General features: G+C 60.6%; 21 protein-coding genes. 11 read left to right on the top strand and 10 right to left on the bottom strand.

The window, feature by feature from the left end; genetic code table 11:
- Positions 1 to 12: 12 nt before the first annotated feature.
- Complete coding sequence (thiE, locus tag AC3ZVB_RS22720) at positions 13 to 636, bottom strand: thiamine phosphate synthase (protein WP_162439946.1); 624 nt, start codon at positions 634 to 636, stop codon at positions 13 to 15.
- Between the two features lie 36 nt (positions 637 to 672).
- On the bottom strand, positions 673 to 1,470 hold the full coding sequence (locus tag AC3ZVB_RS22715) for a hydroxymethylpyrimidine/phosphomethylpyrimidine kinase (RefSeq protein ID WP_162439947.1): 798 nt from the start codon (positions 1,468 to 1,470) through the stop codon (positions 673 to 675).
- Between the two features lie 471 nt (positions 1,471 to 1,941).
- Here AC3ZVB_RS22715 and AC3ZVB_RS22710 point away from each other — a divergent pair, with 471 nt between their 5' ends.
- From AC3ZVB_RS22710 to AC3ZVB_RS22695, 4 genes are all read left to right on the top strand, one after another.
- Entirely contained in the window at positions 1,942 to 4,317 is a 2,376-nt protein-coding gene (locus AC3ZVB_RS22710; RefSeq protein ID WP_162439948.1) for a hybrid sensor histidine kinase/response regulator, read from the top strand.
- A 74-nt stretch (positions 4,318 to 4,391) separates the two neighbouring features.
- Positions 4,392 to 6,041 carry an acyl-CoA dehydrogenase family protein gene (locus AC3ZVB_RS22705; protein ID WP_490147800.1) on the top strand — a complete coding sequence of 550 codons (1,650 nt, stop codon included), beginning with the start codon at positions 4,392 to 4,394 and terminating at the stop codon, positions 6,039 to 6,041.
- Between the two features lie 173 nt (positions 6,042 to 6,214).
- Positions 6,215 to 7,714 (top strand): AMP nucleosidase, encoded by a 1,500-nt coding sequence (gene amn / locus AC3ZVB_RS22700; RefSeq protein WP_178114332.1) that lies wholly within the window; start codon positions 6,215 to 6,217, stop codon positions 7,712 to 7,714.
- A 70-nt stretch (positions 7,715 to 7,784) separates the two neighbouring features.
- A complete protein-coding gene (locus AC3ZVB_RS22695) occupies positions 7,785 to 8,426 on the top strand; it encodes a pseudouridine synthase (RefSeq protein ID WP_490147799.1) in 642 nt (213 codons plus the stop codon).
- Here AC3ZVB_RS22695 and AC3ZVB_RS22690 read toward each other — a convergent pair.
- Positions 8,421 to 8,630, bottom strand: a complete 210-nt coding sequence (locus AC3ZVB_RS22690; protein WP_026077819.1) for a DUF2788 domain-containing protein — start codon at positions 8,628 to 8,630, stop codon at positions 8,421 to 8,423. The genes AC3ZVB_RS22695 and AC3ZVB_RS22690 overlap by 6 nt on opposite strands.
- Positions 8,631 to 8,833: 203 nt before the next feature.
- A complete protein-coding gene (locus AC3ZVB_RS22685) occupies positions 8,834 to 9,313 on the bottom strand; it encodes an Lrp/AsnC family transcriptional regulator (protein WP_007937367.1) in 480 nt (159 codons plus the stop codon).
- Between the two features lie 436 nt (positions 9,314 to 9,749).
- Between AC3ZVB_RS22685 and AC3ZVB_RS22680 the strand changes: the two genes are divergently transcribed.
- Positions 9,750 to 10,835 (top strand): DUF6515 family protein, encoded by a 1,086-nt coding sequence (locus AC3ZVB_RS22680; protein WP_490147798.1) that lies wholly within the window; start codon positions 9,750 to 9,752, stop codon positions 10,833 to 10,835.
- Here AC3ZVB_RS22680 and AC3ZVB_RS22675 read toward each other — a convergent pair.
- Together AC3ZVB_RS22675 and AC3ZVB_RS22670 are read right to left on the bottom strand one after the other, a co-directional pair.
- Positions 10,817 to 11,725, bottom strand: a complete 909-nt coding sequence (locus tag AC3ZVB_RS22675) for a cation diffusion facilitator family transporter (RefSeq protein ID WP_490147797.1) — start codon at positions 11,723 to 11,725, stop codon at positions 10,817 to 10,819. The genes AC3ZVB_RS22680 and AC3ZVB_RS22675 overlap by 19 nt on opposite strands.
- Before the next feature lie 30 nt (positions 11,726 to 11,755).
- On the bottom strand, positions 11,756 to 12,175 hold the full coding sequence (locus AC3ZVB_RS22670) for a polyribonucleotide nucleotidyltransferase (RefSeq protein WP_162439954.1): 420 nt from the start codon (positions 12,173 to 12,175) through the stop codon (positions 11,756 to 11,758).
- Between the two features lie 110 nt (positions 12,176 to 12,285).
- Here AC3ZVB_RS22670 and hrpB point away from each other — a divergent pair, with 110 nt between their 5' ends.
- Entirely contained in the window at positions 12,286 to 14,805 is a 2,520-nt protein-coding gene (gene hrpB, locus AC3ZVB_RS22665) for an ATP-dependent helicase HrpB (RefSeq protein ID WP_194692843.1), read from the top strand.
- Positions 14,806 to 14,855: 50 nt separating this feature from the next.
- Here hrpB and AC3ZVB_RS22660 read toward each other — a convergent pair whose 3' ends face one another.
- A complete protein-coding gene (locus tag AC3ZVB_RS22660; protein WP_194692842.1) occupies positions 14,856 to 15,770 on the bottom strand; it encodes a LysR substrate-binding domain-containing protein in 915 nt (304 codons plus the stop codon).
- Between the two features lie 226 nt (positions 15,771 to 15,996).
- On the opposite strand from AC3ZVB_RS22660, the gene AC3ZVB_RS22655 reads away from it, so the two are divergent.
- Complete coding sequence (locus tag AC3ZVB_RS22655; protein ID WP_490147796.1) at positions 15,997 to 17,487, top strand: aldehyde dehydrogenase; 1,491 nt, start codon at positions 15,997 to 15,999, stop codon at positions 17,485 to 17,487.
- Positions 17,488 to 17,521: 34 nt separating this feature from the next.
- Positions 17,522 to 18,892 (top strand): aspartate aminotransferase family protein, encoded by a 1,371-nt coding sequence (locus tag AC3ZVB_RS22650; RefSeq protein ID WP_490147795.1) that lies wholly within the window; start codon positions 17,522 to 17,524, stop codon positions 18,890 to 18,892.
- Between the two features lie 39 nt (positions 18,893 to 18,931).
- Here the strand turns inward: AC3ZVB_RS22650 and AC3ZVB_RS22645 are convergent, their stop codons facing one another.
- Positions 18,932 to 19,204: a hypothetical protein gene (locus AC3ZVB_RS22645; protein ID WP_490147794.1), complete on the bottom strand. Its 273-nt coding sequence runs from the start codon at positions 19,202 to 19,204 to the stop codon at positions 18,932 to 18,934.
- 84 nt (positions 19,205 to 19,288) lie between these two features.
- Between AC3ZVB_RS22645 and AC3ZVB_RS22640 the strand changes: the two genes are divergently transcribed.
- From AC3ZVB_RS22640 to AC3ZVB_RS22630, 3 genes are read left to right on the top strand one after another with little or no spacing between them, the layout of a single operon-like run.
- Positions 19,289 to 20,275 (top strand): ABC transporter substrate-binding protein, encoded by a 987-nt coding sequence (locus tag AC3ZVB_RS22640; RefSeq protein WP_162439578.1) that lies wholly within the window; start codon positions 19,289 to 19,291, stop codon positions 20,273 to 20,275.
- A 9-nt stretch (positions 20,276 to 20,284) separates the two neighbouring features.
- Positions 20,285 to 21,088, top strand: a complete 804-nt coding sequence (locus tag AC3ZVB_RS22635) for an ABC transporter permease (protein WP_162439577.1) — start codon at positions 20,285 to 20,287, stop codon at positions 21,086 to 21,088.
- Positions 21,076 to 21,912 carry an ABC transporter ATP-binding protein gene (locus AC3ZVB_RS22630; protein ID WP_490147793.1) on the top strand — a complete coding sequence of 279 codons (837 nt, stop codon included), beginning with the start codon at positions 21,076 to 21,078 and terminating at the stop codon, positions 21,910 to 21,912. The genes AC3ZVB_RS22635 and AC3ZVB_RS22630 overlap by 13 nt, the downstream gene beginning before the upstream one ends.
- 216 nt (positions 21,913 to 22,128) lie before the next feature.
- On the opposite strand, the gene AC3ZVB_RS22625 is transcribed toward AC3ZVB_RS22630, so the two are convergent.
- A complete protein-coding gene (locus tag AC3ZVB_RS22625) occupies positions 22,129 to 23,208 on the bottom strand; it encodes an endonuclease/exonuclease/phosphatase family protein (protein WP_490147792.1) in 1,080 nt (359 codons plus the stop codon).
- Between the two features lie 293 nt (positions 23,209 to 23,501).
- Complete coding sequence (locus tag AC3ZVB_RS22620; protein ID WP_194692836.1) at positions 23,502 to 24,176, bottom strand: DUF7847 domain-containing protein; 675 nt, start codon at positions 24,174 to 24,176, stop codon at positions 23,502 to 23,504.
- Positions 24,177 to 24,193 lie beyond the last annotated feature (17 nt).

Below are 24,193 nucleotides of genomic sequence, written 5' to 3'. Positions count from 1 at the left end.
GGCTCTCAAAAATCAGGATTTGAACAATTCGTTAAAGGCGCGGGCGCGGCGGGTCACTTGCGCCGTATTCTCGGCACCAAACAGACCGTGAACGACCGCCAGCAGATCGGCCCCGTGGGCAACCAATGGCGCGGCGTTTTCCAGGGTGATACCGCCGATGACGCAGATCGGCAGGTGCAGTTTGCTGCGGGCCTGGTCGAGCAGTTCGAGATCGCACGCCGGCGCGCCGGGTTTGGTACTGGAGTTGAAAAAGCGGCCGAAGGCGACGTAACTGGCGCCTTCCTTGGCCGCTTGTTCGGCAAGATCGAGTTGGGCATGACACGTCGAACCAATGATCGCCGAACGACCCAGCAGGGCGCGGGCCGGGGTCAGTGGGCCGTCGGTCTGTCCCAGGTGGACGCCGACGTTCAGGCGCGCAGCCAATTCGGCATCGTCATTGATGATCAGCCGGGTCTTGTAGCGATCGCACAGGTCGCGCAGGGCTTCGGCCTCACGCAGGCGGCGGGCCTCGTCGCTGCTCTTGTCGCGGTACTGCAGCAGGGTGAGACCGCCTTCCAGCGCCGCCTCCACATACGACAGGAATTTCCCGGCCAGCAACTGGCTGTCGGTAATGGCGTAAAGGCCACGTAATTTCATCGGACAAGCCTCACCGCATTACTAACCAATAGGAAGTTACGAGCAGAAATCCAGCGGTAGACGCCGCGGTACGAACTGCCCTTTACCCAACTGCTCTGCATCGCGCAGGGTGCGCCACGTGTAGTTAAGCGCGGTCTGCACAGCGCTGACGAGGTTTTCACCCAGGGCCAGACGACCGGCCAGTGTGCTCGCCAATGTGCAGCCCGAACCGTGGTAGCTACCGGGCAGGCGCTGGCAGGTAAACGTCTTGCGAAGCCCATCGCGGCTGTACAGACGGTTGTGGATGTCCTGTTCATCGCCGTGACCGCCAGTGATCAACAGGTGTTTAACGAACGGCAGGAGTTTTTCAGCGCACTCGTCCGCGGTGCCTTCCGGCAGTTCGGCGAGGATGCGGGCTTCGGGAAGGTTAGGGGTGGCAATGATTGCCAGCGGCAGCAAGCGCTCGCGCATGGCGTAACCGACTTCATCCTTGCCCAGTCGTCCTCCGCCACCTGCGCGCAGCACCGGGTCACAGACCATCGGCAAATGCGGGTGCGCCTGAAGCAGTTCGACGACGGTGTCGACCATTTCCAGAGAACCGAGCATGCCCAGTTTGACGGCGGCGACTTCGGAATCGTCGAGCACGGCATTGGCCTGGGCCAACACCCATTCGCGGTCGAGGACGCGGAAGTCAGTGACGTTGACCGTGTTTTGCACGGTCAGGGCGGTGACGGCCGGAGCCGCATGACAACCCTGCGCGAGCAAGGCTTCGATATCTGCCTGCAAGCCGGCGCCACCACTGGGGTCGTGGCCGGAGAGACAGAGGACAACGGGGCGAGAGCTGTAGATATTCATGGTGCGCGAGCTTACCACCAGTCGACCCATCAGTCATGAAGGTCCATTTGGCTTCGAATGACACCTGCGTCGAACACCCTCCTGTAGCAGCTGCCTGCGTATCAACACGGTCCTGTAGCAGCTGGCGAAGCCTGCGTCCGGCTGCGAAGCAGTCGTCAAACCTGGCACTGCGGTGCTTCAGGTACATCGTCGATGCCAAATTTACGACTGCTTCGCAGCCGGACGCAGGCTCCGCCAGCTGCTACAGGGTTCGGGGGAGGCAATCTCACCGAGTAATCAGCGCTATTTCAATCTATCGTGCTGAAACGCCCGTACTAGAGCCTTTGTACGAATTTTTACAATGGTGTTCAAAGGCCATCAACGCCATGCTAGAGTGGATCCAAACCAATAACAGGTAATACCGGTTTTACGTCTACTCAAAAGGAATGAGGGGCTTCCTTGGATAACCGGAGCGGCCACGCTGGGGCTTAAATGCGCTATTTGCTGATGTTGCTGCTTTGCTTGCCCCTTTTGGCGAGCGCAGTCGAGTTCGACGAGTCCACCCAAAGCCTGCCATTGGGTCGCGCCTTGCAAGTGTTCGAAGACCCGAGTGGTCAGGCGACCATTGCCGACGTACGTGCGCAAGCGGCGGCCGGGAACTTCAAACCCCACGATAAAGACACCTTGAACGCCGGTTATTCGCGTTCGGTGTTCTGGCTGAAAATCGACCTGCATTACCGTCCGCATGATCCGGCTGCGCAACGGACCTGGTTACTCGAACTGGCCTATCCACCTCTCGATCACCTTGATCTGTACTTGCCCGATGCTGCCGGCACCTACCAGTTGGCCCGACAGACGGGTGACGCATTACCGTTCGACAGTCGCGAAATTCGCCAGAACAACTATTTGTTTGATCTGAACTTCACCCCGGACCAAGTGCAAACCCTGTACCTGCGTCTGCAAAGTGAAGGCTCCATTCAGGCCCCTGTCACGTTGTGGTCGAGCACCGCGTTCCTCGAAGAACAGCCTTTGCGCCTTTATGTACTTGGGCTGATCTATGGCGTATTGCTCGGGATGCTGGTCTACAACCTGTTCATCTATCTCAGCGTGCGCGACACCAGCTACCTCTATTACATTTTCTACATCGCCTCGTTCGGCCTGTATCAGCTGTCGGTGAACGGTGCGGCGGTACAGTACTTCTGGCCGAACAACCCCTGGTGGGCCAACGCTTCGACACCTTTCTTCATTGGATGTGCCGGCCTGTTTGGCAGTCAGTTCGCCCGCAGCTTCCTGCAGACGGCGGTGCACAGTCGCTGGCTCGACCGCTTGCTGTTGGCACTGGTGACCTTTGGGGCGGTGGTGGTCGGGCTCTCATTGATGACCAGTTACGCCCTGGCCCTGCGGTTGGCGACGGCGCTGGCGCTGACCTTCACCGTGGTGATTTTCGCAGCCGGTATTTTCGCCTGGGTCCGCGGACTGCGCGTCGCGCGTTATTTCATCATCGCCTGGTCGGCTTTTTTGCTCGGCGGCATCATCAACACCTTGATGGTGCTGGGTTACCTGCCGAATGTTTTCCTGACCATGTATTCCAGCCAGATCGGTTCGGCCATCGAAGTGGCGCTGCTGTCCCTGGCCCTGGCTGACCGCATCAATTCCATGCGCGAGCAGCAGGCACAGACCCTGTTCGATGCCGGTCAAAAGCTCGAAGTACTGAACCAGCAACTGGCGCACAGCAACCAGCTCAAGGATGAATTCCTCGCCACCCTGACCCATGAACTGCGCACGCCAATGAATGGTGTCATCGGTTCGCTGGAGTTGATGCAGACCGTCGAGATGGATCAGGAGCTGGCGCAGTATCAGCAGACAGCCGCCGGGTCTGCGCGCGACATGATGCGCATGGTCAACGGCATCCTTACCCTGACTGAATTGCAGGCCGGCAAACTGAAGGCCACTGCGTCGTCATTCAGCCTGCGCAGCGTGGTTGAAGCCCTGCGCGTGCAGTTCGAAGGCAACGCGTTGAGCAAGTCTCTGGATTTCAAAGTGGATATCGCAACCGGATTGCCAGACCGGTTGCACGGCGACAGCGCCAAATTGACCCAATGCCTGGAATGCCTGCTGGACAACGCGATCAAATTCACCCGGATTGGCGGGCTGGCACTGCGAGTGACAGGCAAACCTGCAGAGCCGGGTCGATTGGCGCTCTCGTTCGCCGTGATCGATACCGGCATCGGCTTCACCGATTTGGGCGAAGCAACGATGTACCAGCGGTTTTTCCAGCTCGACGGCTCGATGACGCGCGAACACGGCGGTCTGGGTGTGGGGCTGGCGATCTGTCGGCAACTGGTCGAATTGCTCGGTGGACGGCTCACTCATCGTTCCGAACCAGGGCGCGGAAGTCGCTTCCAGCTCGACGTCGAGTTCGAACTGCCGGAAATAGAGCCGCCAATGCAGGACCGTCATTTCCCACGCCTGCGTTTGCCTCGCGATTGCACGGTGTTGGTGGTGGATGACAACAGCATCAACCAGCTGGTGATGCGCGGCATGTTGCTCAAACTCGGGTTCCAGGTGCGTACCGCCGACAATGAAGCTGCAGCGATCGATTACCTGCAGCGTGAAACTTTTGATGCGGTGCTGCTGGATTGTCAGTTACCTGCCTCTGACGGTATCTCTGTCTGCTGCCAGATTCGGGCCTTGCCAGGCTGTGCGCAATTGCCCGTCTTCATGCTGGCGCTGAGCAATGATCGGGAGCGCTGCCCAGCGGGCGATTTGATCGATTATCTGAGCAAGCCGGTGAAATTCGAGGTGTTGCAAGCAGCCCTCTATCGTCGTGTGCTCAGTCCGCAACAAGGCGAAAGCGCCGGCAGTTAGGCGGATATGACACTTTGATCGGCCATGGGGCGGTGCTTAACTAAACCCCTTGGCTGACCCAAAGGAGCCCCGTCATGAACTTGCATCAGTTCGCCGAAACCCACGAAGTCACCAACCAGCCCCCGTCGCTGGACGGTACCAACCTGTACCGCATCGACCTGCCGTTGCAGGAGTGGTCGCGGCGGTTTGGCGCGGGTTGGGCCGAGTCGCGAATCGACGCGTATGGCGCATTGGCCGGCGGGCCGCTGATGGAAGCAGGGTTTCTGGCCAATCAGAACAAACCGGTGTTTGTCAGTCATGACCGTTACGGCCATCGCATCGACCTGGTGGAGTTTCACCCGGTCTATCACGAGTTGATGCGCACAGCAGTCGAACACGGATTGACCTCATTGCCTTGGGCGCATCCTCAGGCCGGTGCCCACGTTGCTCGCGCGTCGATGACCTATCTGCACAGCCAGGCCGAAGCCGGCAGCGGTTGCCCGCTCACCATGACCTTCGCCAGCGTTCCGGCGATGCGTCTGCAGCCGGACCTGGCGGATCAATGGCTGCCTAAAATCCTCGCCACCGAATATGACCCGCGCAACGTCGGCATGGCCCACAAGGCGGGTGTCACCATTGGCATGGCCATGACCGAGAAGCAGGGCGGCACGGATGTTCGGGCGAACACCACCAAGGCTTATCCGGTCGGCGCGAGCGGTCCGGGCCAGGCCTATGAACTGGTGGGGCACAAGTGGTTCTGCTCGGCGCCCATGTGTGATGCATTCCTGACGCTGGCCCAGACCGACAAGGGACTGACTTGCTTTCTGCTGCCACGGCATCGTCCGGACGACACGCGAAACCAGTTCTACATACAGCGCCTGAAGAACAAGCTCGGCAATTGTTCCAACGCGTCCAGCGAAGTGGAGTTTCGGGGAGCGCTGGCCTGGATGGTCGGCGAAGAGGGGCGCGGCGTGCCGACCATTATCGAAATGGTCGCCATGACCCGTTTCGATTGCATGGTCGGTTCCAGCTCGCTGATGCGTCAGGCCCTGACCCAGGCCAGCCATCACTGCGCTCACCGCAGTGTCGGTGGCAAACTGCTCAGCGAGCAGCCCTTGATGCAGAACGTCCTGGCCGACCTGGCCCTGGAAAGCGAAGCGGCCCTGGCCTTGAGTCTGCGCATGGGGCGCGCGCTGGACCATCTGGACGACGGTCATGAAGCGAAATTCGCCCGACTGGTGACCGCGGTGGGCAAGTACTGGATCTGCAAACGCGCGCCGGCGATGATCAACGAAGCGGCCGAATGCATGGGCGGCGCGGGTTATGTCGAGGAAAGCATCCTGCCGCGGCTGTACCGTGAGGCGCCCGTGAATTCGACGTGGGAAGGCTCCGGCAACGTGCAATGCCTCGATGTGCTGCGCGCCTTGTCGAAAGAGCCGGGCGTGCTTGATGTGCTGTTCAGCGAGTTGGGTGACGGTCATGGCGACAAGCGTCTGGCCGCGCACATCAACCAATTGCAGGCGGCGTTCAAGGACACTGGCGACATTCAATACCGTGCGCGGCAGCTCACCGAGGACATTGCGTTGGGGTTGCAGGCCAAGCTGTTGCTGGAGGCCGGCAATGCCGCGGTCAGTGACGCATTCATCGCCAGCCGCCTGGGTTCGGCGGGGCGGGTGTACGGTGCGTTACCGCGGGGTCTGGATGTGGAAGCGATTGTGGCGCGTTCGACTCCGCAAAGGTTCTGACCACCAAAAACCTATTGTAGGAGTGAGCCTGCTCGCGATAGCGGTGTGTCAGTCAACGCAATTGTTGGCTGACACGCCGCTATCGCGAGCAGGCTCACTCCCACAATGGATCTGCGCTGGACTTGGCATTTGTGTTGAGGCCACTGTTCCCGTGAAGCACCGATACAGGCAAGATGAAGCTCTGCAAGTCAGAACACAGGATGCTGATCGTGACCGAAGCTTTTATTGTCGTTCAAACCGCCGAGCAAGCCGTGGACCGGCTTGCGCTCTTGCACAATCGTGCAACCACCGCGCTGAACCAGGCGCTCAAGCGTTACCTCAAGGATCGTGTCGAGCCGGATGCCGAACAGCGTGCGATGTTTCGTTATCCTGAGCTGCGCCTGACCTATCACTGTCAGGGCGAAGTCCCGCAAACCACTCGCGCCTACGCCAAGGTTCAACTGCCAGGGACCTACAGCGTCACCGTGACTCATCCGGCCGCCTTCCGTAAGTACTTGCTGGAACAACTCGTTCCCCTGATGCACGACTTTACCGTGACCGTGGAAGTCGGCGTCAGTCAGCAGAACATTCCTTATCCGTATGTCGTTGAACAGGGCGATGAGCTGGCCGGCTCCGGTGTGACAGCCGCCGTGCTGGCGCGCGTGTTCCCGAGTACCGACCTGTCCGCCGCTACCGACGGCATTGCCGATGGTTTGTACGATTGGGAAAACACCGATCCGTTGCCCCTGGCGCTGTTCGATGCGGCACGGGTGGATTTCTCCCTGCGTCGTCTGGTGCATTACACCGGCAGCGACTGGCGTCATGTGCAGCCGTGGATTCTGCTGACCAACTACCACCGTTATGTCGACCAGTTCATCGTCCATGGCCTGGAACAGTTGCGCAGTGACCCGCGCTTCGTACGTATGGTCCTGCCGGGCAATGTGATCATCGAAAAGAGCATGGACCACGGCGAAGCCTCGGCGATTGCCGCAGGCGTTGTCTGGCATCGTTACCAGATGCCGGCCTATCACCTGATCGCCAGCGATGGCCATGGCGTGACGCTGGTGAACATCGGCGTCGGCCCGTCCAACGCCAAGAACATCACCGATCACCTGGCCGTACTGCGCCCGCATTGCTGGTTGATGATCGGCCACTGCGGCGGCTTGCGTCAGTCCCAGACCATCGGCGACTACGTCCTGGCTCACGCCTATATGCGCCGCGACGGGATTCTTGACCGGGTCGTGCCGCCCAACATCCCGATTCCCGCCCTCGCCGAAGTGCAGATGGCCCTGCAGCAAGCGGCGGCGAACATCACCGGTGAGAAGGGCGACGAGCTGAAAAAGCGTCTGCGCACCGGCACCGTGTTGACCTACGACGACCGTAACTGGGAACTGCGCTGGGCTCAGGAGCGTCCGCTGATCAACCTGTCTCGCGCCGTGGCGGTAGACATGGAAAGCGGCACCATCGCCGCCCAGGGTTATCGTTTGCGGGTGCCCTATGGCACGTTGCTGTGCGTCTCGGACAAACCGCTGCACAGCGAAATCAAGTTGCCGGGATCGGCCAACGCTTTCTACGAGCGCGCGGTCAGTCAGCACTTGAAGATCGGCATCGAGGCGGTGGATTTGTTGCGCACCGAACTCAACTCGCTGCACTCGCGCAAACTGCGCAGCTTCGACGAGCCGCCGTTCCGCTGATTTGCCGATGGTTATTTAACGGTCGGGCTACTAGCATTAGCAGCCCTGACCGTTAGATGTTCATTTCGCCATGCCCCGTCCACCTCGTCCTGTTTCACACCGCCCTGGCGTGAAGCCTGCACCATCCTCCTCAGCCCCTCGCCGGGTTGCCAAAGCGCCGCCTGCCGAGCCGAAACTGATTCTGTTCAACAAACCTTTTGATGTGCTGACGCAATTCAGCGACGCAGAAGGGCGCGCGACGCTCAAGGATTACATCGATGTTCCCGGGATTTATCCGGCAGGACGCCTGGACCGTGACAGTGAAGGCTTGTTGTTGCTGACCAACGACGGACAGCTTCAGGCACGCATCGCCGATCCGAAACACAAACTGGCCAAGACCTACTGGGTGCAAGTGGAAGGCGAGCCGAGCCCCGAGCAGTTGCAGCGTTTGCGCGATGGCGTTGAACTGAACGACGGCATGACCTTGCCCGCCGAGGCACGGCTACTTGAAGAGCCAGAATTGTGGCCTCGCCACCCGCCCGTACGCTTTCGTAAAAGCGTGCCGACGAGTTGGCTGGAGTTGGTCATCCGCGAGGGGCGCAACCGCCAGGTGCGGCGCATGACTGCGGCCGTCGGCTTGCCGACATTGTGGCTGGTGCGGGTCAGGATCGGTAACTGGACGATCGAAGGGCTCGATCAGGGCCAGTGGAAGGAAGTGCCCGCGCGTTTATAAGGCGCCGGATTCAATCAGGCCGATCACGACGCTTTTGATGATGAACGCAGCCACGCCCAGGCCCAGCACGAAGAACAGAATCATCGAGCCGAAGCGTCCGGCCTTGGACTTTTTCGCCAGATCCCAAACGATGAAACCCATGAAAATGATCAGGATGGAGACCAGGCCGGTCATCATCCACTCTTCGAATACTGCAGGATCCATCGAACATCTCCAGCGCGGGCGGGGCTAATAAGGGCGGGGGCGAGTATACGCCAGGGGGATTGGCGGAGCATTGTGTGGCGAGGGGATTTATCCCCGTTGGGTTGCGCAGCGACCCCAGTATTGTCTAACAGCGCTACGCACTGGAACGAAGTGGTGCGGCATTCCGATAAATCCCCTCGCCACAGAAAACACACACACACCAATCAGCTGCGCAGATGAGTCAACGGCAACTCAGTGCTGTTCAACACCTGATTCAACACAAAACTCGACCGCACGCTCGTCACGCCTTCAATCCGCGTCAGATGCCCCAGCAGCAATTTCTGATAGTGGTCCATGTCCGGCACAACGACCTTCAGCTGATAGTCGGCATCCATCCCGGTCACCAGGCTGCATTCAAGCACCTGGGGCAAGGTGCGAATCGCGGCTTCAAAGTTTTCGAACCGCTCAGGCGTGTGGCGATCCATGCCGATCAGCACGTACGCGGTCAGGCTCAGGCCCAGCATCTTGCGATCCAGCAAAGCGACCTGGCGCGAGATGTAGCCGTCGTCTTCCAGTTGCTTGACCCGACGGGAGCAGGGCGAAGGCGACAGGCCGATGCGTTCGGCCAGCTCCTGATTGGAGATGCGCGCGTCACGCTGCAATTCCGCCAAAATGCTCAAGTCGTATCTGTCGAGTTTGCTCATCAGTCAGGCCTTTGTCATAACTATTGCGGCGGATTATCTATCCAGGGTTAAAAATTGCGCAAGTGATGTTTAATTCAGCAATCTTCGCAATCCTCTGCCGGGGTCACGAGCCTATTCTTATCACCAGAATCACTGCTCGGACAAACAGTCCAGTGCGGCTCGCCCAATCAGGCCAGCTGCGGTCGCCACCCCCACAGGGGATGTGCCGGCCCCCGAGCTACACACTGTCCAGAAGACGGCGTGAGGTGAGCCGACGTCAAAAGCGTCGAGCACGGACGAAGTTCTCAAAGGGAGGCCGACGGGTCTCCCTTTTCTTTTGCCCGCTATTTATCGCCAGCCCCTCAATAAATAAGTTGCGTGACTGATAACCTGTCGCAGAACCGGCCTGTGCTTTCCCAGTCTTATGTACAAGCCCTAACCCGCAGTGAGGAAAAGCATGAAGTCGCGCATCTGGCAGTTGGCCGGTGTTGGTTTGCTGTGTATCAGTGTCACTGCGCAATCGCTGGCCGATGACCCGCCAAACCACGGCCCCGATGGCGGGCAACGCGGGGGGGATGGTCGTCAGGGCAACAATCAGGGGCATGGTGGCAACAATAACCAGCAGCGCCCGCAGAACAATCCTCAACAGAATAATCAGCCGCATGGGCAGAACGCTCCGCAGCAGAATCAACCGCGCCCGCAAAACAACGAGATCATTCGTGGCGACAACAGCCGTCAATTCGAACAGAACGGCCAGCATCAGAACGGGCAAAACCGTCCGCAACCCGACTACAACAGCCGGGTTCGATCGCCACCTCCGCCGCCTCAGCTGCCAGCCAATGATCTGCCGATACAGGGCCGGCCCGACAGCGTGCGCCAGACTCAGCAGCCGCAGCGTGGTTACTACCAGGATGTTCCACAGCGCAACAATAACAACCAGCACTGGCAGGCGGGCGGTCCGGGATCACGTCCCGATGACCATCGCTGGCCGGGTCGTCCGGATGGCCACGGCAACGGTTGGGGCCCAGGACCACAGTATCGTCCAGGTCACGTGATCGACCGCTTCCCGGACCGTGATTATCGAGTGCCTTACGGTGGTCGGGATTACTTTTATTCCGGTGGCTACTGGTATCGCCCGCAGGGACCGCGTTATGTGGTGGTGCAGCCACCGCGTGGCATTCGCGTCAGTTACCTGCCCGACTACGCACGGGAAGTGTGGATTGGCGGTTCGTTGCTGTTCCTGGCGGCAGGTTCGTACTACGCCTATCAGGAGGACACTCAGGATTACGTCGTGGTCGAGCCTGCGGGCCAGCCGCTGCCGCAATCGGCCAGCAACAGTTACGACGTGGAAGCGTATCCGGCGAATGGGCAGCCACCAGAAGTGGTTAATCAGGATGGCTACGAGTGTTATCGATTCGCCGTCGAGCAGAGCGGCTTTGATCCCCGGGCCGACACTTATCAGCCAGACCCGTCGGCCGTGCAAGCGTACCGACAGGCCCAGGGCAACTGCCTGAGCAGTCGCGGTTACCGGGTAACGTTCTGAGACCGGGCGGCCTGCACCACTTCCTGCGGGTCGGCGTGCACCAGCACTTCGGCTTTGGGGTAGACGGCATGAATGGCATCGGCGGCCTGGTCGCTGATGCCGTGGGCGACTGACAGGGTCAGGTCCCCCGGCAACTCCAGGTGCAGTTGCACAAACCACTGGTTGCCGGAGACCCGCGTGCGCAAGTCATGCGCACCCAGAACGCCCGGCACGTTGCAGGCCAGTTCGAGCATGTGCTGGCTGACATCCGCCGGCAGCTCTTCGTCCATCAGCACGGTAAAGCTTTGCCGGGCGATCTGAATCGCGCTCCAGAGTATGTAGACGGCGATGCCCAAGCCAAACCAAGCATCCACCTGATGCCAGCCAAATCCTGCCAGTATCAGTGCCACCAGAATGCTGCCGTTGAGCAGCATGTCCGAGCGGTAGTGCAGCGAGTCGGCGTGCACGGCATTGGAGCCGGTCGCCTTGACGACCCGGTGCTGAAGAATCAGTAGCGCCAGGGTCAGCCCCAGAGAGAAGATAATCACTCCGATGCTGATCCAGGGCGCTCCCACCGGCTCCGGATTTTTTAACCGCTCAAACGCCTGCAGGGCGATCAGCACCGCACTGCCGCCAATGAACAGCGCCTGAGCCATGCCCGCCAGTGATTCAGCCTTGCCATGCCCGTAACGGTGATCGTCATCCGCCGGGCGCAGGGCGTAATGCACCGCCAGCAGATTGAGCAACGACGTCACACCGTCGAGTGCCGAGTCGGTGAGGCCGGCGAGCATGCTCACCGAACCACTCAACCACCAGGCAATCGCTTTGGCGACGATCAGCGTGCACGCCACCGCCACCGAGGCTCGGGTCGCCAGCCGCAACAGGCGGGCGTGTTCTGCGCTGGAGATCATGAGTCCGGCGATTCCTTTCAATACAGGTTTTCAGGCGGCAGGTTGCAGACCGAACATGGCCAGTTGCTGGGTGCTGCCCTTGTGCTGGATCAGGCGTGGATCGTCCAGCGGGAAGCTGCGGCCCAGTTCGGTTTCCAGAATAGTCTGCAATTTGCGGTTATCGACCTTGCCGTCAGCGCCGATGGCTTCCTGAAGTTTTTCCGGTGCCACCTGGGCCGTCTTGCCCGGTTCGAAGTAAATCGCGCCGGTGGCGAAGTCGACGGCAAATGCGATCAGCCCGGGAATGACATAGAACAGCAAACCGACGGCATCGAGCACAGCAATGGCCGGGTCGATCTTGCCGTCGATCTGCCCGCGGCGATCGGGGTAGAAGATCGATCCGCACGCGGTGACTTGTGTCAGCAGAGTCGCCACCAAAACACCGCCAATCAGGCGAAAGGGAACACGCATGGGAAACCTCCTTGGGTCATCTGGAAACGAAGCGTCGTCGGTATGAATTAGGACCGTGATAAACGCGATGCAGTTCGCCGTTATACTCGCCGCTCTGTTTTGGAGCCAGCATGATTTCTTTACCGATCGATGATGTTTTACCCGCCCTGCGTGAAGCCCTGGCTACACGCCACGAAGCTGTGCTCGAAGCACCGCCCGGCGCTGGTAAGACGACTCGCGTTCCCTTGGCCTTGCTCAACGAGCCATGGCTGGCCGGGCAGACCATTCTGATGCTTGAACCGCGTCGTCTGGCGGCGCGGGCAGCGGCGGAGCGTCTGGCCAGCGAGCTGGGCGAGAAGGTCGGCGAAACCGTGGGTTATCGTATTCGGCTGGACAGCAAGGTAGGCCCCAACACCCGCATCGAAGTGGTCACCGAAGGCATTCTGACCCGGCGCTTGCAGGACGATCCTGCACTGGAAGGCGTAGGCCTGCTGATCTTCGATGAATTCCACGAACGCAGCCTCGACGCTGACCTGGCATTGGCCCTGAGCCTGAACGGCCGGGAGCTGTTCCGCGATGATCAACCGCTGAAAATCCTGTTGATGTCGGCAACTCTGGAAGGCGAGCGTCTGGCCGGATTGCTCGATGACGCACCGATCCTGCGCAGCGAAGGCCGCATGTACCCGGTGGCGATGCGTTGGGGTCGGCCGTTCCAGCCCGGTGAATTCATCGAGCCGCGGGTGGTGCAGACCATTCTCGAAGCATTGAACGATGAAACCGGCAGTGTGCTGGTGTTCTTGCCGGGGCAGGCGGAAATCCGTCGGGTGCACCAGCAGTTGATCGACGCGCTGGGTGATCACACGCCGGTACTGCTTTGCCCGTTACACGGTGAGCTGGACCTGGCTGCGCAGCGCGCTGCCATTGACCCCGCGCCTGCGGGCAAGCGCAAAGTGGTCCTGGCAACCAACATCGCCGAAACCAGCCTGACCATCGACGGCGTGCGCGTGGTGATCGATGCAGGGCTGGCACGGGTGCCGCGCTTCGATCCCGGCAGCGGCATGACTCGCCTCGATACTCAACGCATCTCCCGCGCCAGTGCCACTCAACGCGCGGGCCGGGCCGGGCGACTGGAGCCGGGTGTGTGTTATCGCCTGTGGTCCCAGGATCAGCACGAACAGCTGGCGGCATACGCCAGCGCGGAAATTCTTTCAGCGGACCTTGCCGGATTGGCGTTGCAACTCGGGCGCTGGGGTGTGGTACCGACGCAACTGGTTTGGCTCGACGTACCGCCAGCTGCAGCCTATGCACAAGCGCAGGACCTGCTCGGCCGCCTGGGTGCCTTGGAGGGTGAGGCGTTGACCCGTCACGGCCAGGCCATGGCCGAGCTGCCGGCGCATCCGCGTATCGCGCATTTGTTATTGCGTGGCCAGGCGCTGGGCTTGGCGGACATGGCTTGCGATGTCGCGGCATTGCTCGGTGAGCGGGACATCTTGCGCGGTGCCGGAGCGGATCTGCACAGTCGGCTGGTGCTGTTGTCTGGCGAAGAACGCGCCGCTCGTGGGGCTCAGGGCGGCGTGCAGCGTGCCCGGCAACTGGCGCGGCAGTATCGCGGTTATCTGCGGGGCAAAGCGTCGGAACCGGTCAGCAACCCGGATCATCCGCGCTGGCTGGGCGCACTGCTGGCGCTGGCCTATCCCGACCGCGTCGCCCAGCAGCGGCGTGCCGGGGGCGCTGAGTATCGTCTGGCCAACGGTCGCGCCGCGCTGTTTGCCGAGGCCGACAGTCTGATGAAGCAACCCTGGCTGGTGATCGCCGACCTCGGCAGTCGACAGGGGCAGCGCGAGGAGCGGATTTATCTGGCGGCGGATTTCGATCCGGCGTTGTTCGACTCGGTGTTGGCCGAACAAGTGCGCGTGGTCGATCAGCTGGATTGGGATGAGCGCGAAGGTGTGCTGCGCGCCGAGCGGCAGCGCAAGGTCGGGGAGTTGATCCTCAGCCGTGAACCACTGACCGGTCTGGATGAAACCGCGCGCAGTCAGGCGCTGGTCAATCTGGTGCGACGCAAGGGGCTGGAGCTGTTGCCCTGGACCCCGGAGCTGCGCCAGTGGCAGGCGCGTGTGGCGCTCCTGCGCCAACTGGATCTGGGTAGCAAAGGCGAGAGTGAATGGCCGGATGTCAGCGACGGGGCGTTGAATAAAAACCTCGAACACTGGCTGATGCCGTATCTGGGAAAGGTCTCGCGCCTCAGTCACTTCGCCAATCTGGACCTGTCGAGCATCGTCCATAACCTGCTGCCCTGGCCACTCCCGCAACGGCTGGACGAACTGGCACCCCATCACTTGTCCGTGCCATCGGGCTCGTCGATTCGTCTGGATTACAGCGAGCATCCGCCAATTCTGGCGGTGCGGTTGCAGGAACTGTTTGGCCTGTCCGACACCCCGCGTATCGCCGGTGGTCGCCAAGTAGTGAAGCTGCATTTATTGTCCCCGGCGCGTCGTCCGGTGCAAGTGACCCAGGACCTGGCGAACTTCTGGCGCAGCACGTATGCCGAGGTGAAGAAGGATTTGAAGGGGCGGTATCCGAAGCACTACTGGCCGGATGATCCACTGGTGGCCGAGGCTACTGCGCGGATCAAGCCTCGTAAAACCTGAAGCTTTGATCGTTCCCACGCGGAGCATGGGAACGATCATAAGCACCAGGTTCAGGCGCCGGCCTTCACGGTGAGCTGCTCCCGACAATAATCGGCAAACATCTGCGCCGGTTTGGTCAACTGCCCGCGCTTGAGCCACGCCGCCACCAACCCCGACCCCGTGACATCCTCAACGATGTCCACGCACACTACTTTCTTGCCGTCATACGTGCATTCCGAGTGCGGCCGCGTGACCAGGATCGAGAAACCAAACCCTTGCCCGACCATGCCCCGGACCATCTCGATCGACGGTGAGCTGAACGCGATGTGCGGGGTCAGGCCCAACTCTTCAAACAGGCTGACGAAGTAGGTCCGGCTCGGTTGCACGTCCAGCAGAATCATCGGCTCCAGGCACAAATCCCGCAGCGACACTTGCTTGAGCTGGGCGAAGCGATGGTCCGCCGGCAGTAACGCATAGGGTCGTTGCGCCGGCATCAACGGCTCGGTTTCGATGGTGGCGTCCAGATCGTGTTCATACAGGATGGCCAGGTCGAAGGCGCCCGATGTCAGGCCTTGCACCAGCTCTTGTTGCTCACCGTCGCGGATGCGGATCTTCACCCCGGGGTACAGCGCCGAAAACCCGGCGATCAGCTGCGGCAAGTACAACGGCGCGACCGTTTCAAAGCAGCCGATATCGATTTGTCCGGACACCACATCGTTGTCGGCCAGGGCGTTCTGTTCGAACTCCTTGGCCATGCGCAGCAGTTCCTGGGCCTTGCGATAAAAGCGCGCGCCGCTGGGCGTCAGCGACACACCTTGAGCGTGGTGCCGGATCAGCAGTTGCACACCGAAGCTGTCCTCCAGGCCTTTGATTGCCGTGGAGATCGCCGGCTGGGCGATGTACAGCTTGCGCGAAGCCTCGGCGACGCTGCCGCACTCGACGGTGGTGATGAAGTATTTCAGTTGACGCAGGTTGTAGGCAGCCACGGCAAACCTCGGGGTGGATGATGTCGACATCCAAGCAAATTGCGAGCCGCCTGCATCCGTTCTGACGACGGTGTTTTTGTTGCTTGAACAATAACCACAAGCAACCCGGCTGGGGAGAATGACTACCCCGTTTTTTTATCGTCTGCGAAGACATTTTTACTATTTTTGCTGGACTCGTACCTGAGCCAACATCCAGAACACAAGAAAGCCTTTGGAGCGTCTGAACGTGTTCGAGCTTGCATATTGGCAAAATAAAGCCGCTGCCCTGCGGTTTCCCGATCAGGCCGTCATCGACGGTAAACACGGTACGGCACAGACAGGGCAGACCTTTGCGGCAATCAATCCGGCCACCGGCCAGTGCCTGGCGAACGTGACCGCGTGCGGCGAAGCAGAGGTAGACGCGGCGGTGCGTAATGCACGGCAGGTGTTCGAGGCCGGCACGTGGTCGGGCCGATCACCGGCTGAGCGCAAGCAAGTGCTGCTGCGTCTGGCTGACCTGCTCATGATCTATCGTGAAGAGCTGGCACTGCTGGATTCGCTGAACATGGGCAAACCCGTGATGGATGCCTACAACATCGACGTCCCCGGCGCCGCCGGAGTGTTCCGCTGGTACGCCGAGAGCCTCGATAAACTCTACGATCAGATCGCCCCCAGCGCGCAAAACGTCCTCGCCACGATCACCCGTGAAGCGTTGGGCGTGGTCGCGGCCGTCGTGCCGTGGAACTTCCCGCTGGACATGGCGGCATGGAAACTGGCGCCGGCGCTGGCGGCGGGCAATTCGGTGATCCTCAAACCCGCTGAACAATCACCCTTTTCTGCCCTGCGTCTGGCCGAACTGGCGCTGGAAGCCGGCTTGCCAGCAGGCGTGCTCAACGTGTTGCCCGGGCTTGGCGAGCAGACCGGTAAAGCCCTCGGCTTGCACCCGGACGTCGATTGCCTGGTATTCACCGGTTCCACGGAAGTCGGCAAATACTTCATGCAGTATTCCGCACAATCGAACCTGAAACAGGTGTGGCTGGAGTGCGGCGGCAAGAGCGCCAACCTGGTGTTCGCCGATTGCCAGGACCTTGATCTGGCCGCCGAGAAAGCCGCGTTCGGGATCTTCTTCAATCAGGGCGAAGTGTGCTCGGCCAACTCGCGGTTGTTAGTCGAGCGCTCGATTCACGACGCCTTTGTCGAGCGCCTCAAAGCCCAGGCTGAACGCTGGCTACCGGGGGATCCACTGGACCCGTCGAGCAGCGCCGGAGCGATCGTCGACAGCCGCCAGACCGCGCGCATCATGACGTTTATCGAACAGGCCGAACGCCAGGGCGCGACGAAGGTGTGTGGCGGTCGCCAGTCGATCTTCAACGGTTCCGACAACTTCATTCAACCGACGATCTTCACCGGTGTGCGCCCGGACATGCCGCTGTTTCGCGATGAAGTGTTCGGGCCGGTGCTGGCGGTGACGGCGTTCGATGACGAGGCACAGGCCTTGCAACTGGCCAACGACAGCGTCTACGGTCTGGCGGCTTCGCTGTGGACCGACGACCTCAACCGCGCCCACCGCGTGGCGCGGCAATTGCGAGCGGGCACGGTGTCGGTCAACAGCGTTGATGCGCTGGACGTGACGGTGCCTTTTGGTGGCGGCAAACAGTCGGGATTCGGCCGTGACCTGTCGCTGCACTCATTCGATAAATACACCCAGCTGAAGACCACCTGGTTTCAGCTGCGCTGATAACAGCCGCTCACAACAAAACGGAGAACTGGCGATGACCACACCACGTGAAACCCGCGACTATCAGGCCGCCGACGCTGCGCACCACATCCACGCCTTCGTCGATCAAAAAGCCCTGAACGACGAAGGACCGCGCGTGATGGTCCACGGTGAGCGTCTGCATCTGTGGGACAACGATGGTCGGCGTTACCTGGATGGCATGTCCGGTTTGTGGTGCACCAATCTCGGTTACGGGCGCAAGGATCTGGCTGCGGCGGCGACCCGGCAGCTTGAGCAGTTGCCGTACTACAACATGTTTTTCCACACCACCCACCCGCAGGTGATCGAGCTCTCGGAGCTGCTGTTTAGCCTGTTGCCGGGGCACTACAGCCATGCGATCTACACCAATTCCGGGTCTGAGGCCAACGAGGTGCTGATCCGCACCGTGCGCCGTTACTGGCAGGTGCTCGGCAAGCCCGAGAAGAAAATCATGATCGGTCGCTGGAACGGCTACCACGGTTCTACCCTGGCCGCGACGGCGCTGGGCGGGATGAAATTCATGCATGAAATGGGCGGCATGATCCCGGACATCGAACACATCGACGAGCCGTATTTCTTCGCCCATGAGGGCAATCTCACGCCGGCGGAATTCGGCCTGCGAGCGGCGCAGCAACTGGAAGCGAAGATTCTCGAACTGGGTGCGGACAAGGTCGCGGGCTTCATCGCCGAACCGTTCCAGGGTGCGGGCGGCATGATCTTTCCACCGGAAAGTTACTGGCCGGAAATCCAGCGCATCTGCCGCCAATACGACGTGCTGTTGTGTGCTGATGAAGTGATCGGCGGCTTCGGTCGTACCGGCGAATGGTTCGCCCATGAGTACTTCGGTTTTGAACCGGACACCTTGTCCATCGCCAAGGGTTTGACCTCCGGCTACATCCCCATGGGCGGGTTGATCCTGTCGAAGAAAATGGCCCAGGTGCTGGTGGAGCAGGGCGGGGTATTTGCCCACGGCCTGACCTATTCCGGACACCCGGTGGCGGCGGCGGTGGCGATTGCCAATCTCAAGGCATTGCGCGATGAAGGCGTGGTCACGCGCGTCAAGGATGACATCGGCCCGTACCTGCAACAGTGCTTGCGCGAGGTGTTCGGCAATCACCCGTTGGTGGGTGATATTCAAGGCGTGGGCATGGTCGCGGCGTTGCAACTGGCCGAGGACAAGACCAGCCGCAAGCGCTTCGCCAATGAGAACGACATTGCCTGGCGTTGCCGCACGATTGGTTTTGAAGAAGGGGTGATCATTCGCTCGACGTTGGGACGGATGATCATGGCGCCGGCGCTGATTGCCAGTCGTGAGGAAATTGATGAGTTGGTCGGCAAGACCTTGAAAGCGCTGGATCGTACGGCGCAGGAATACGGCCGGCTCTGACATCGCAGGAAGGTCCTGCGGACCTTATCGCGAGCAGGCTCACTCCCACAGGGGATTTGTGTTGATCACTATTTTTGTGGCCGATACAGCCCTCATGTGGGAGTGAGCCTGCTCGCGGTTGCGATAGCCGATCCAACACAATTCATGTTTTGCACCCACCCCGTGCACCCCCTCCAACACCGCCCTTTTACCGGGCACGCTACCCAGTTTTTTCATCACTCCCGGCGACATATTTCCTAATTTTCCTTCTCCCCGCACTGGGCCAACATCGACTTCACCAGTCAGCCCGATGCTGCCCACCGCAAGGTCCATCAGAGACCCGAGGTGACAGCTGATGTCCAGAGCCGCTGGCCGTACTGCCCATCAAAACTAAATCAACAGCTTTGGGAGTGCTCCATGATCAAGTCCTTGCTTACCCGTCTCGCCCATCCACTGGCGCTCACCGCCATTGCCGCCACGGTCGCCACCAGCGCCCAGGCCGGCACCCTCTCTATCGGTCACACCACCTGGGTGGGCTACGGCACGCTCTACCTGGCCCGGGACCTGGGTTACTTCAAGGAAAACGGCCTGACCGTCGAATTGCCCGTCGTCGAAGAAGCCTCCATGTACATGGCCGCGCAGGCTTCCGGCGAGTTGTCGGGCTCGGCGTCGACCATCGACGAAGTGCTGAAATACCGTCCGCAATTTTGCTTCAAGGCCGTGGCTGCACTGGACGACAGCCATGGTGGCGACGGCGTGCTGGTGGGCAAGGACGTCAAGAGTCTGCAGGAGCTCAAAGGCAAAGCGGTGGCAGTGAACGAAGGGTCGACGTCGCAGTTCTGGTTGTCTTATCTGCTGAAAAAACACGGTATGACCATGAGCGACATCACCGTGCAGAACATGACGGCTGACGATGCCGCCACCGCGTTCATCGCCGGGCGCGTGCCGGCTGCCGTGACCTGGGAACCGCATCTGTCGATGGTGCGCAGCAAACAGCAAGGCAAGGTGCTGATCGACAGCAGCAGCACTCCGGGTGTGATCGTCGACGTGGTGGCGCTCAACTGTTCGGTCATCGAGAAGCAGCCGGAAGACGTCAAGGCGCTGGTCGCTGGTTTGTACAAGGCCGTCCAGTACACCAAGGATCATCCGGAAGAAGCCTACAAGATCATGGCCAAGGGCGTCGGTGGTTACCTGGCCGATCCGAAGGAACTGGCCGCCGCCGCGAAAGGCGTGCGGTTCTACGATCAGGCGATGAGCGAGAAACTCCTGGGCGCGCCGGGTGCGCCGGGCGACAGCGAAGCGTTGATCAAACTGGCCAACGAAACCGCCAGTGAATTGCAGGGCAAACCCTACAACGTCAGCAATGACGATCTGATCGACAACCGCTTCGTCACCCCGCTGTAGGAGGTTCGCATGTTCAAGCGCAATTCATGGCTGAGCCGCTGCATCACGCCCAAGACCGGTCTGCCGGTGCAGGTGATCTGGAGCGCCAGTGGGCTGGCCTGGGTGTTGTTGGTGGGCTTGTGGGCCGGCTTGTCTTACGGCGGTGTGGTACCGGGGATGTTCCTGCCGACACCGGGTGCGGTGGTTGAAGCCGCCGTGCGCCTGAGCCGCGACGGCACCCTCGGTCTGCATGTGTGGGCCAGTCTCGAAGTGGTGATGGTCGGGTTTATTATCTCGTCGCTGGTGGCCGTGCCGCTGGGGTTGCTGATGGGCAGCTTCCGCATCGTTCAAGCGTTCCTCGAACCGATGGTCAATTTCATTCGCTACTTGCCGGTGACGTCGTTCGTGCCGCTGTTCATTCTGTGGATCGGCATCGGCCTGGAGCAACGGGTTTCGGTGATCATCTTCGGCGTGTTCTTCCAGCAACTGGTGATGATCGCTGACGTGTCGAAAGGCATCTCCAAGGACCTGATCAACGCGTCCTACACCCTCGGTTCAAATCGCCGCGATGCGGTGCTGCACGTGATCGCGCCAGCGTCGTTGCCCGGTGTCCTCGACACCTTGCGCGTGACCATGGGCTGGGCCTGGACTTACCTGGTGGTCGCCGAGCTGGTGGCGGCGTCCAGTGGCCTGGGTTACCTGAGTCTCAAAGCCATGCGCGGCTTTCAGGTTGACGTGATCTTCCTGGCTATCGCGATCATCGGCCTGCTGGGCCTGTTCACCGATCAACTGTTCCGCTTCCTACGTCTGAGGATCGCCGCATGGGCTCAGTAACCGCAGTCAACCCTCGTTTCGTCACGTCCCAGTCGGCTCCGGTACAGGCCGCGCCACGGTTGCAAGTGGACAAGGTCAGTCTGCGCTACCAGAAGCCCGACGGCGGGATGTTTACCGCGCTGGAGAAAGTGTCGTTTGAGGTGCCCGATCAACAATTCGCGGTGCTGGTCGGGCCGTCAGGCTGTGGCAAGTCGAGCCTGTTGTACCTCACCGCCGGGCTCAACGAACCCACCGAAGGCGAGATCTACGTGGGCGGCCAGCAAGTGCAGGGGCCGGGTGCGGACCGCGGCATGGTGTTCCAGAGCTACACCCTGTTTCCCTGGCTGACCGTGCGCCAGAACGTCGAGTTCGGTCTCAAACGGCGTGGCATGGCGGCCGCGCAGCGCAAGGAAATCGTCGACTACTACGTCAATGAAGTGGGCCTGACCGGCTTTGCCGACAACTACGCCAAGCAGCTGTCCGGCGGCATGATGCAACGTGTGGCGATTGCTCGGGCGCTGGCCAACGATCCGCAGATTCTGCTGATGGACGAACCGTTCGGCGCCCTCGATAGCCAGACGCGCCTGCAAATGCAGCAGCTGTTATTGCGGGTCTGGGGCAACAGCAAAAAAACCGTGCTGTTCGTGACCCACGATATCGACGAGGCGATTCTGTTGGGGGATCGGGTCTATGTGATGGGCGCGCGGCCGGGGCGCATCAAGCAGATTCTGGATGTACCGATCGAACGCCCACGCCACCTGGACATGGTCATGGAACGCTCGTTTATCGAGATGAAACGCGAGATTTTCGGGTTGCTGCATGATGAGCTGGAAGAGGGGCATTAAGCTGATTGCCGGTCATACGCAATCCCCTTTGTGAAAGCGAATGCTGATCGCTTAAACGTTACGCATACATCTGTGGCGAGGGGATTTATCCCCGTTGGGCTGCGGAGCAGCCCCGTGAACTGTAACCGAGGTGCATCAATTGCACCGCGTACGCTGGTTTACGACTGCTGCGCAGCCGAACGGGGATAAATCCCCTCGCCACAGGTTTGCGTTCAATTATGGTGCTACCGGCAACAAAAACCGCGCAATCACCGGCAAGTGATCGGAAATACGCAACGTATCGTCCTGCCTCACCATGGCCTCGACCCGTTTGATTCGCGGGCTGTAGAACAGGTAATCAACCGTCCGGTCCGGGCCGTTCAAGCCCGGATCGTTCGGGTAATGCGTCAGCCACAGCGCCCGGTCGGCACCGCTGGCTTCGTTGTTGGTGGGGATCATCGGGTACTTGTCCCACAGCAGATGCAGTGCGCTGTCGGCGGAGTAGGGCGTGCGTTGTTCGTTGGGCAGGCGCTGGAATTGCCCCAACGGCAATAGATTGAAATCACCGCCAATCAGCCAGGGCGTGCCTCGGCTTTCGTATCGGTCGAGCACCTTGCCCACGGCGCTCACCTGGTCTTGCAGCGTTTCATCCGGTTGGGTGGCGCGGTCCAGATGCGTATTGAGCGCGGCGATCTGGCCGCCATCGCTTAGCGGCAGATACGTGACCAGCAGAGCGTTTTTCGGTTTGAACTGACGGCTGATGAAGGTGGCGGGCTCGATGGGCAATTGCAGGCGTTCGGCGTGTTCGATCTGGTAGCGGCTGAGGGTGGCGAGTTGCCGGCCGACGGCGCCAAAGATGTGGGGCACGGGAACGAATTCGGCCTTCCAGTCAAATGCGTGGGCGCTGCAGGGGTAGAGGTCGGCGAGCCGTTCCTGGAGCAGTTTGAGCTGGTTCTGGTAGTCGCTGGCTTTGGCGCCGTCATCCAGCTCCTGCAACAGCACAATGTCCGGCTGCTCGTCACGGATCACCCGCGCGACTTCATCGAGGCTGAATGCCATGTCCTCCGGCGTGGGATTTTCGTCATTGCCTTGGGCCAGGTCGTTCCAGAACACATAGCGCTTGCCTGCCAGGTACTGGACGTTCCAGGTCATTATCTTCAGCGCTTGGCCAGACACCAGCGTGGGGGCCTGTGCGTTGCAACTGACGGGCAACATTTCCTTGGCCTCGGGGCGCCAGGTCAGGTTGTAGATCAGCAGGGCGACCAGGGCGATCGCGATCAGCAGGCCCAGCAAGGTGTAGCGCAGTAGACGGGTCATGACTCGGCTTTTATCGCGTTACAAAAGATGAGCCCGAGCATAACCGAGCGTCGGGCGTAATCCCAAGGATGTCTACGCAAATAGCGTTCCCCCCCCTGTAGCAGCTAACGAAACCCTATGTGGCGAGGGGATTTATCCCCGTTGGGTCGCGCAGCGGCCCCAAAATCTTTACGACTGCTGCGCAGCCGAACGGGGCGGTGCGACGTTCGCTAAATCCCCTCGCCACATCTCAATCGGACGCCAGCTGCTCCAGGTGGCGCGGTGTCAGTCAACGCAGAGGGCTGCGGCGTCAGTTACAGCGGCCCATCGGTTTTGGCCGGTTGTTCGCTGATCAACATGAACAAACGGAACAGCACCACGCTGGTGAACAGTTGCAGGAAGCTGTGGGCGCTGTCGATCAGCAGTGAAATGACAGGGTTTTGCGGGTCCGGGTAGATCGTCAGTGTCGCGCCCTTGAGTACCCACAACGGGCCCATCACACACAGGATGCACACCAGGATTCTCAGGAAATGTCCCCGTGTCAGGCGCAGGCTTTCCTTCATGGCGGCAAGCGGGGCCAATCCACGCAGCACCAGCAGGTATTCGCCGAAGGCCAGGGTCACCATCAGCCAGATGCCTGGCAGGAAATAGAGCGACAAGCCGAGCAGGATCAGCAGCGTGTTAAGGGCCGTCAGCAGGGCGAAACGCGGCCACAGGGTCGCAGACATTGCCAGCAGGTCACGGGTGCGCGGCGATTCGCCACGACTGCGGGCGTCGAGAAACAGGATCAGTGCGGCGGTGTAGAGCGGGTAGATCAACAAACCGACGATCACGCTGATGCCAGGAAAGCTGTCCGGCTCAGTGGAGTAGTCAACGACTTGTTGCAACAGCGCCTCGAAGATCACCAGCGGCAGGCACAGCCGCACGATCTGGCCCAGATTGCGCTTGAAGAAATACAGAGAGTCACGCAGTACATCGAAGGAATTCATCAGTCGGTATCGCAGAT

It is taken from the genome of Pseudomonas sp. MDV22-iso1, assembly GCF_058145095.1.
The sequence above is the reverse complement of the archived record's forward strand: the minus strand, read 5'-3'. Positions and strand labels throughout refer to the sequence as shown.

What these genes read in the sequence shown, in the direction of transcription:
- thiE (WP_162439946.1), bottom strand. Translation starts at nt 636, where the DNA reads ATGAAATTACGTGGCCTTTACGCCATTACCGACAGCCAGTTGCTGGCC.
- AC3ZVB_RS22715 (WP_162439947.1), bottom strand. Translation starts at nt 1,470, where the DNA reads ATGAATATCTACAGCTCTCGCCCCGTTGTCCTCTGTCTCTCCGGCCAC.
- AC3ZVB_RS22710 (WP_162439948.1), top strand. Translation starts at nt 1,942, where the DNA reads ATGCGCTATTTGCTGATGTTGCTGCTTTGCTTGCCCCTTTTGGCGAGC.
- AC3ZVB_RS22705 (WP_490147800.1), top strand. Translation starts at nt 4,392, where the DNA reads ATGAACTTGCATCAGTTCGCCGAAACCCACGAAGTCACCAACCAGCCC.
- amn (WP_178114332.1), top strand. Translation starts at nt 6,215, where the DNA reads ATGAAGCTCTGCAAGTCAGAACACAGGATGCTGATCGTGACCGAAGCT.
- AC3ZVB_RS22695 (WP_490147799.1), top strand. Translation starts at nt 7,785, where the DNA reads ATGCCCCGTCCACCTCGTCCTGTTTCACACCGCCCTGGCGTGAAGCCT.
- AC3ZVB_RS22690 (WP_026077819.1), bottom strand. Translation starts at nt 8,630, where the DNA reads ATGGATCCTGCAGTATTCGAAGAGTGGATGATGACCGGCCTGGTCTCC.
- AC3ZVB_RS22685 (WP_007937367.1), bottom strand. Translation starts at nt 9,313, where the DNA reads ATGAGCAAACTCGACAGATACGACTTGAGCATTTTGGCGGAATTGCAG.
- AC3ZVB_RS22680 (WP_490147798.1), top strand. Translation starts at nt 9,750, where the DNA reads ATGAAGTCGCGCATCTGGCAGTTGGCCGGTGTTGGTTTGCTGTGTATC.
- AC3ZVB_RS22675 (WP_490147797.1), bottom strand. Translation starts at nt 11,725, where the DNA reads ATGATCTCCAGCGCAGAACACGCCCGCCTGTTGCGGCTGGCGACCCGA.
- AC3ZVB_RS22670 (WP_162439954.1), bottom strand. Translation starts at nt 12,175, where the DNA reads ATGCGTGTTCCCTTTCGCCTGATTGGCGGTGTTTTGGTGGCGACTCTG.
- hrpB (WP_194692843.1), top strand. Translation starts at nt 12,286, where the DNA reads ATGATTTCTTTACCGATCGATGATGTTTTACCCGCCCTGCGTGAAGCC.
- AC3ZVB_RS22650 (WP_490147795.1), top strand. Translation starts at nt 17,522, where the DNA reads ATGACCACACCACGTGAAACCCGCGACTATCAGGCCGCCGACGCTGCG.
- AC3ZVB_RS22645 (WP_490147794.1), bottom strand. Translation starts at nt 19,204, where the DNA reads ATGGACCTTGCGGTGGGCAGCATCGGGCTGACTGGTGAAGTCGATGTT.
- AC3ZVB_RS22640 (WP_162439578.1), top strand. Translation starts at nt 19,289, where the DNA reads ATGATCAAGTCCTTGCTTACCCGTCTCGCCCATCCACTGGCGCTCACC.
- AC3ZVB_RS22635 (WP_162439577.1), top strand. Translation starts at nt 20,285, where the DNA reads ATGTTCAAGCGCAATTCATGGCTGAGCCGCTGCATCACGCCCAAGACC.
- AC3ZVB_RS22630 (WP_490147793.1), top strand. Translation starts at nt 21,076, where the DNA reads ATGGGCTCAGTAACCGCAGTCAACCCTCGTTTCGTCACGTCCCAGTCG.
- AC3ZVB_RS22625 (WP_490147792.1), bottom strand. Translation starts at nt 23,208, where the DNA reads ATGACCCGTCTACTGCGCTACACCTTGCTGGGCCTGCTGATCGCGATC.
- AC3ZVB_RS22620 (WP_194692836.1), bottom strand. Translation starts at nt 24,176, where the DNA reads ATGAATTCCTTCGATGTACTGCGTGACTCTCTGTATTTCTTCAAGCGC.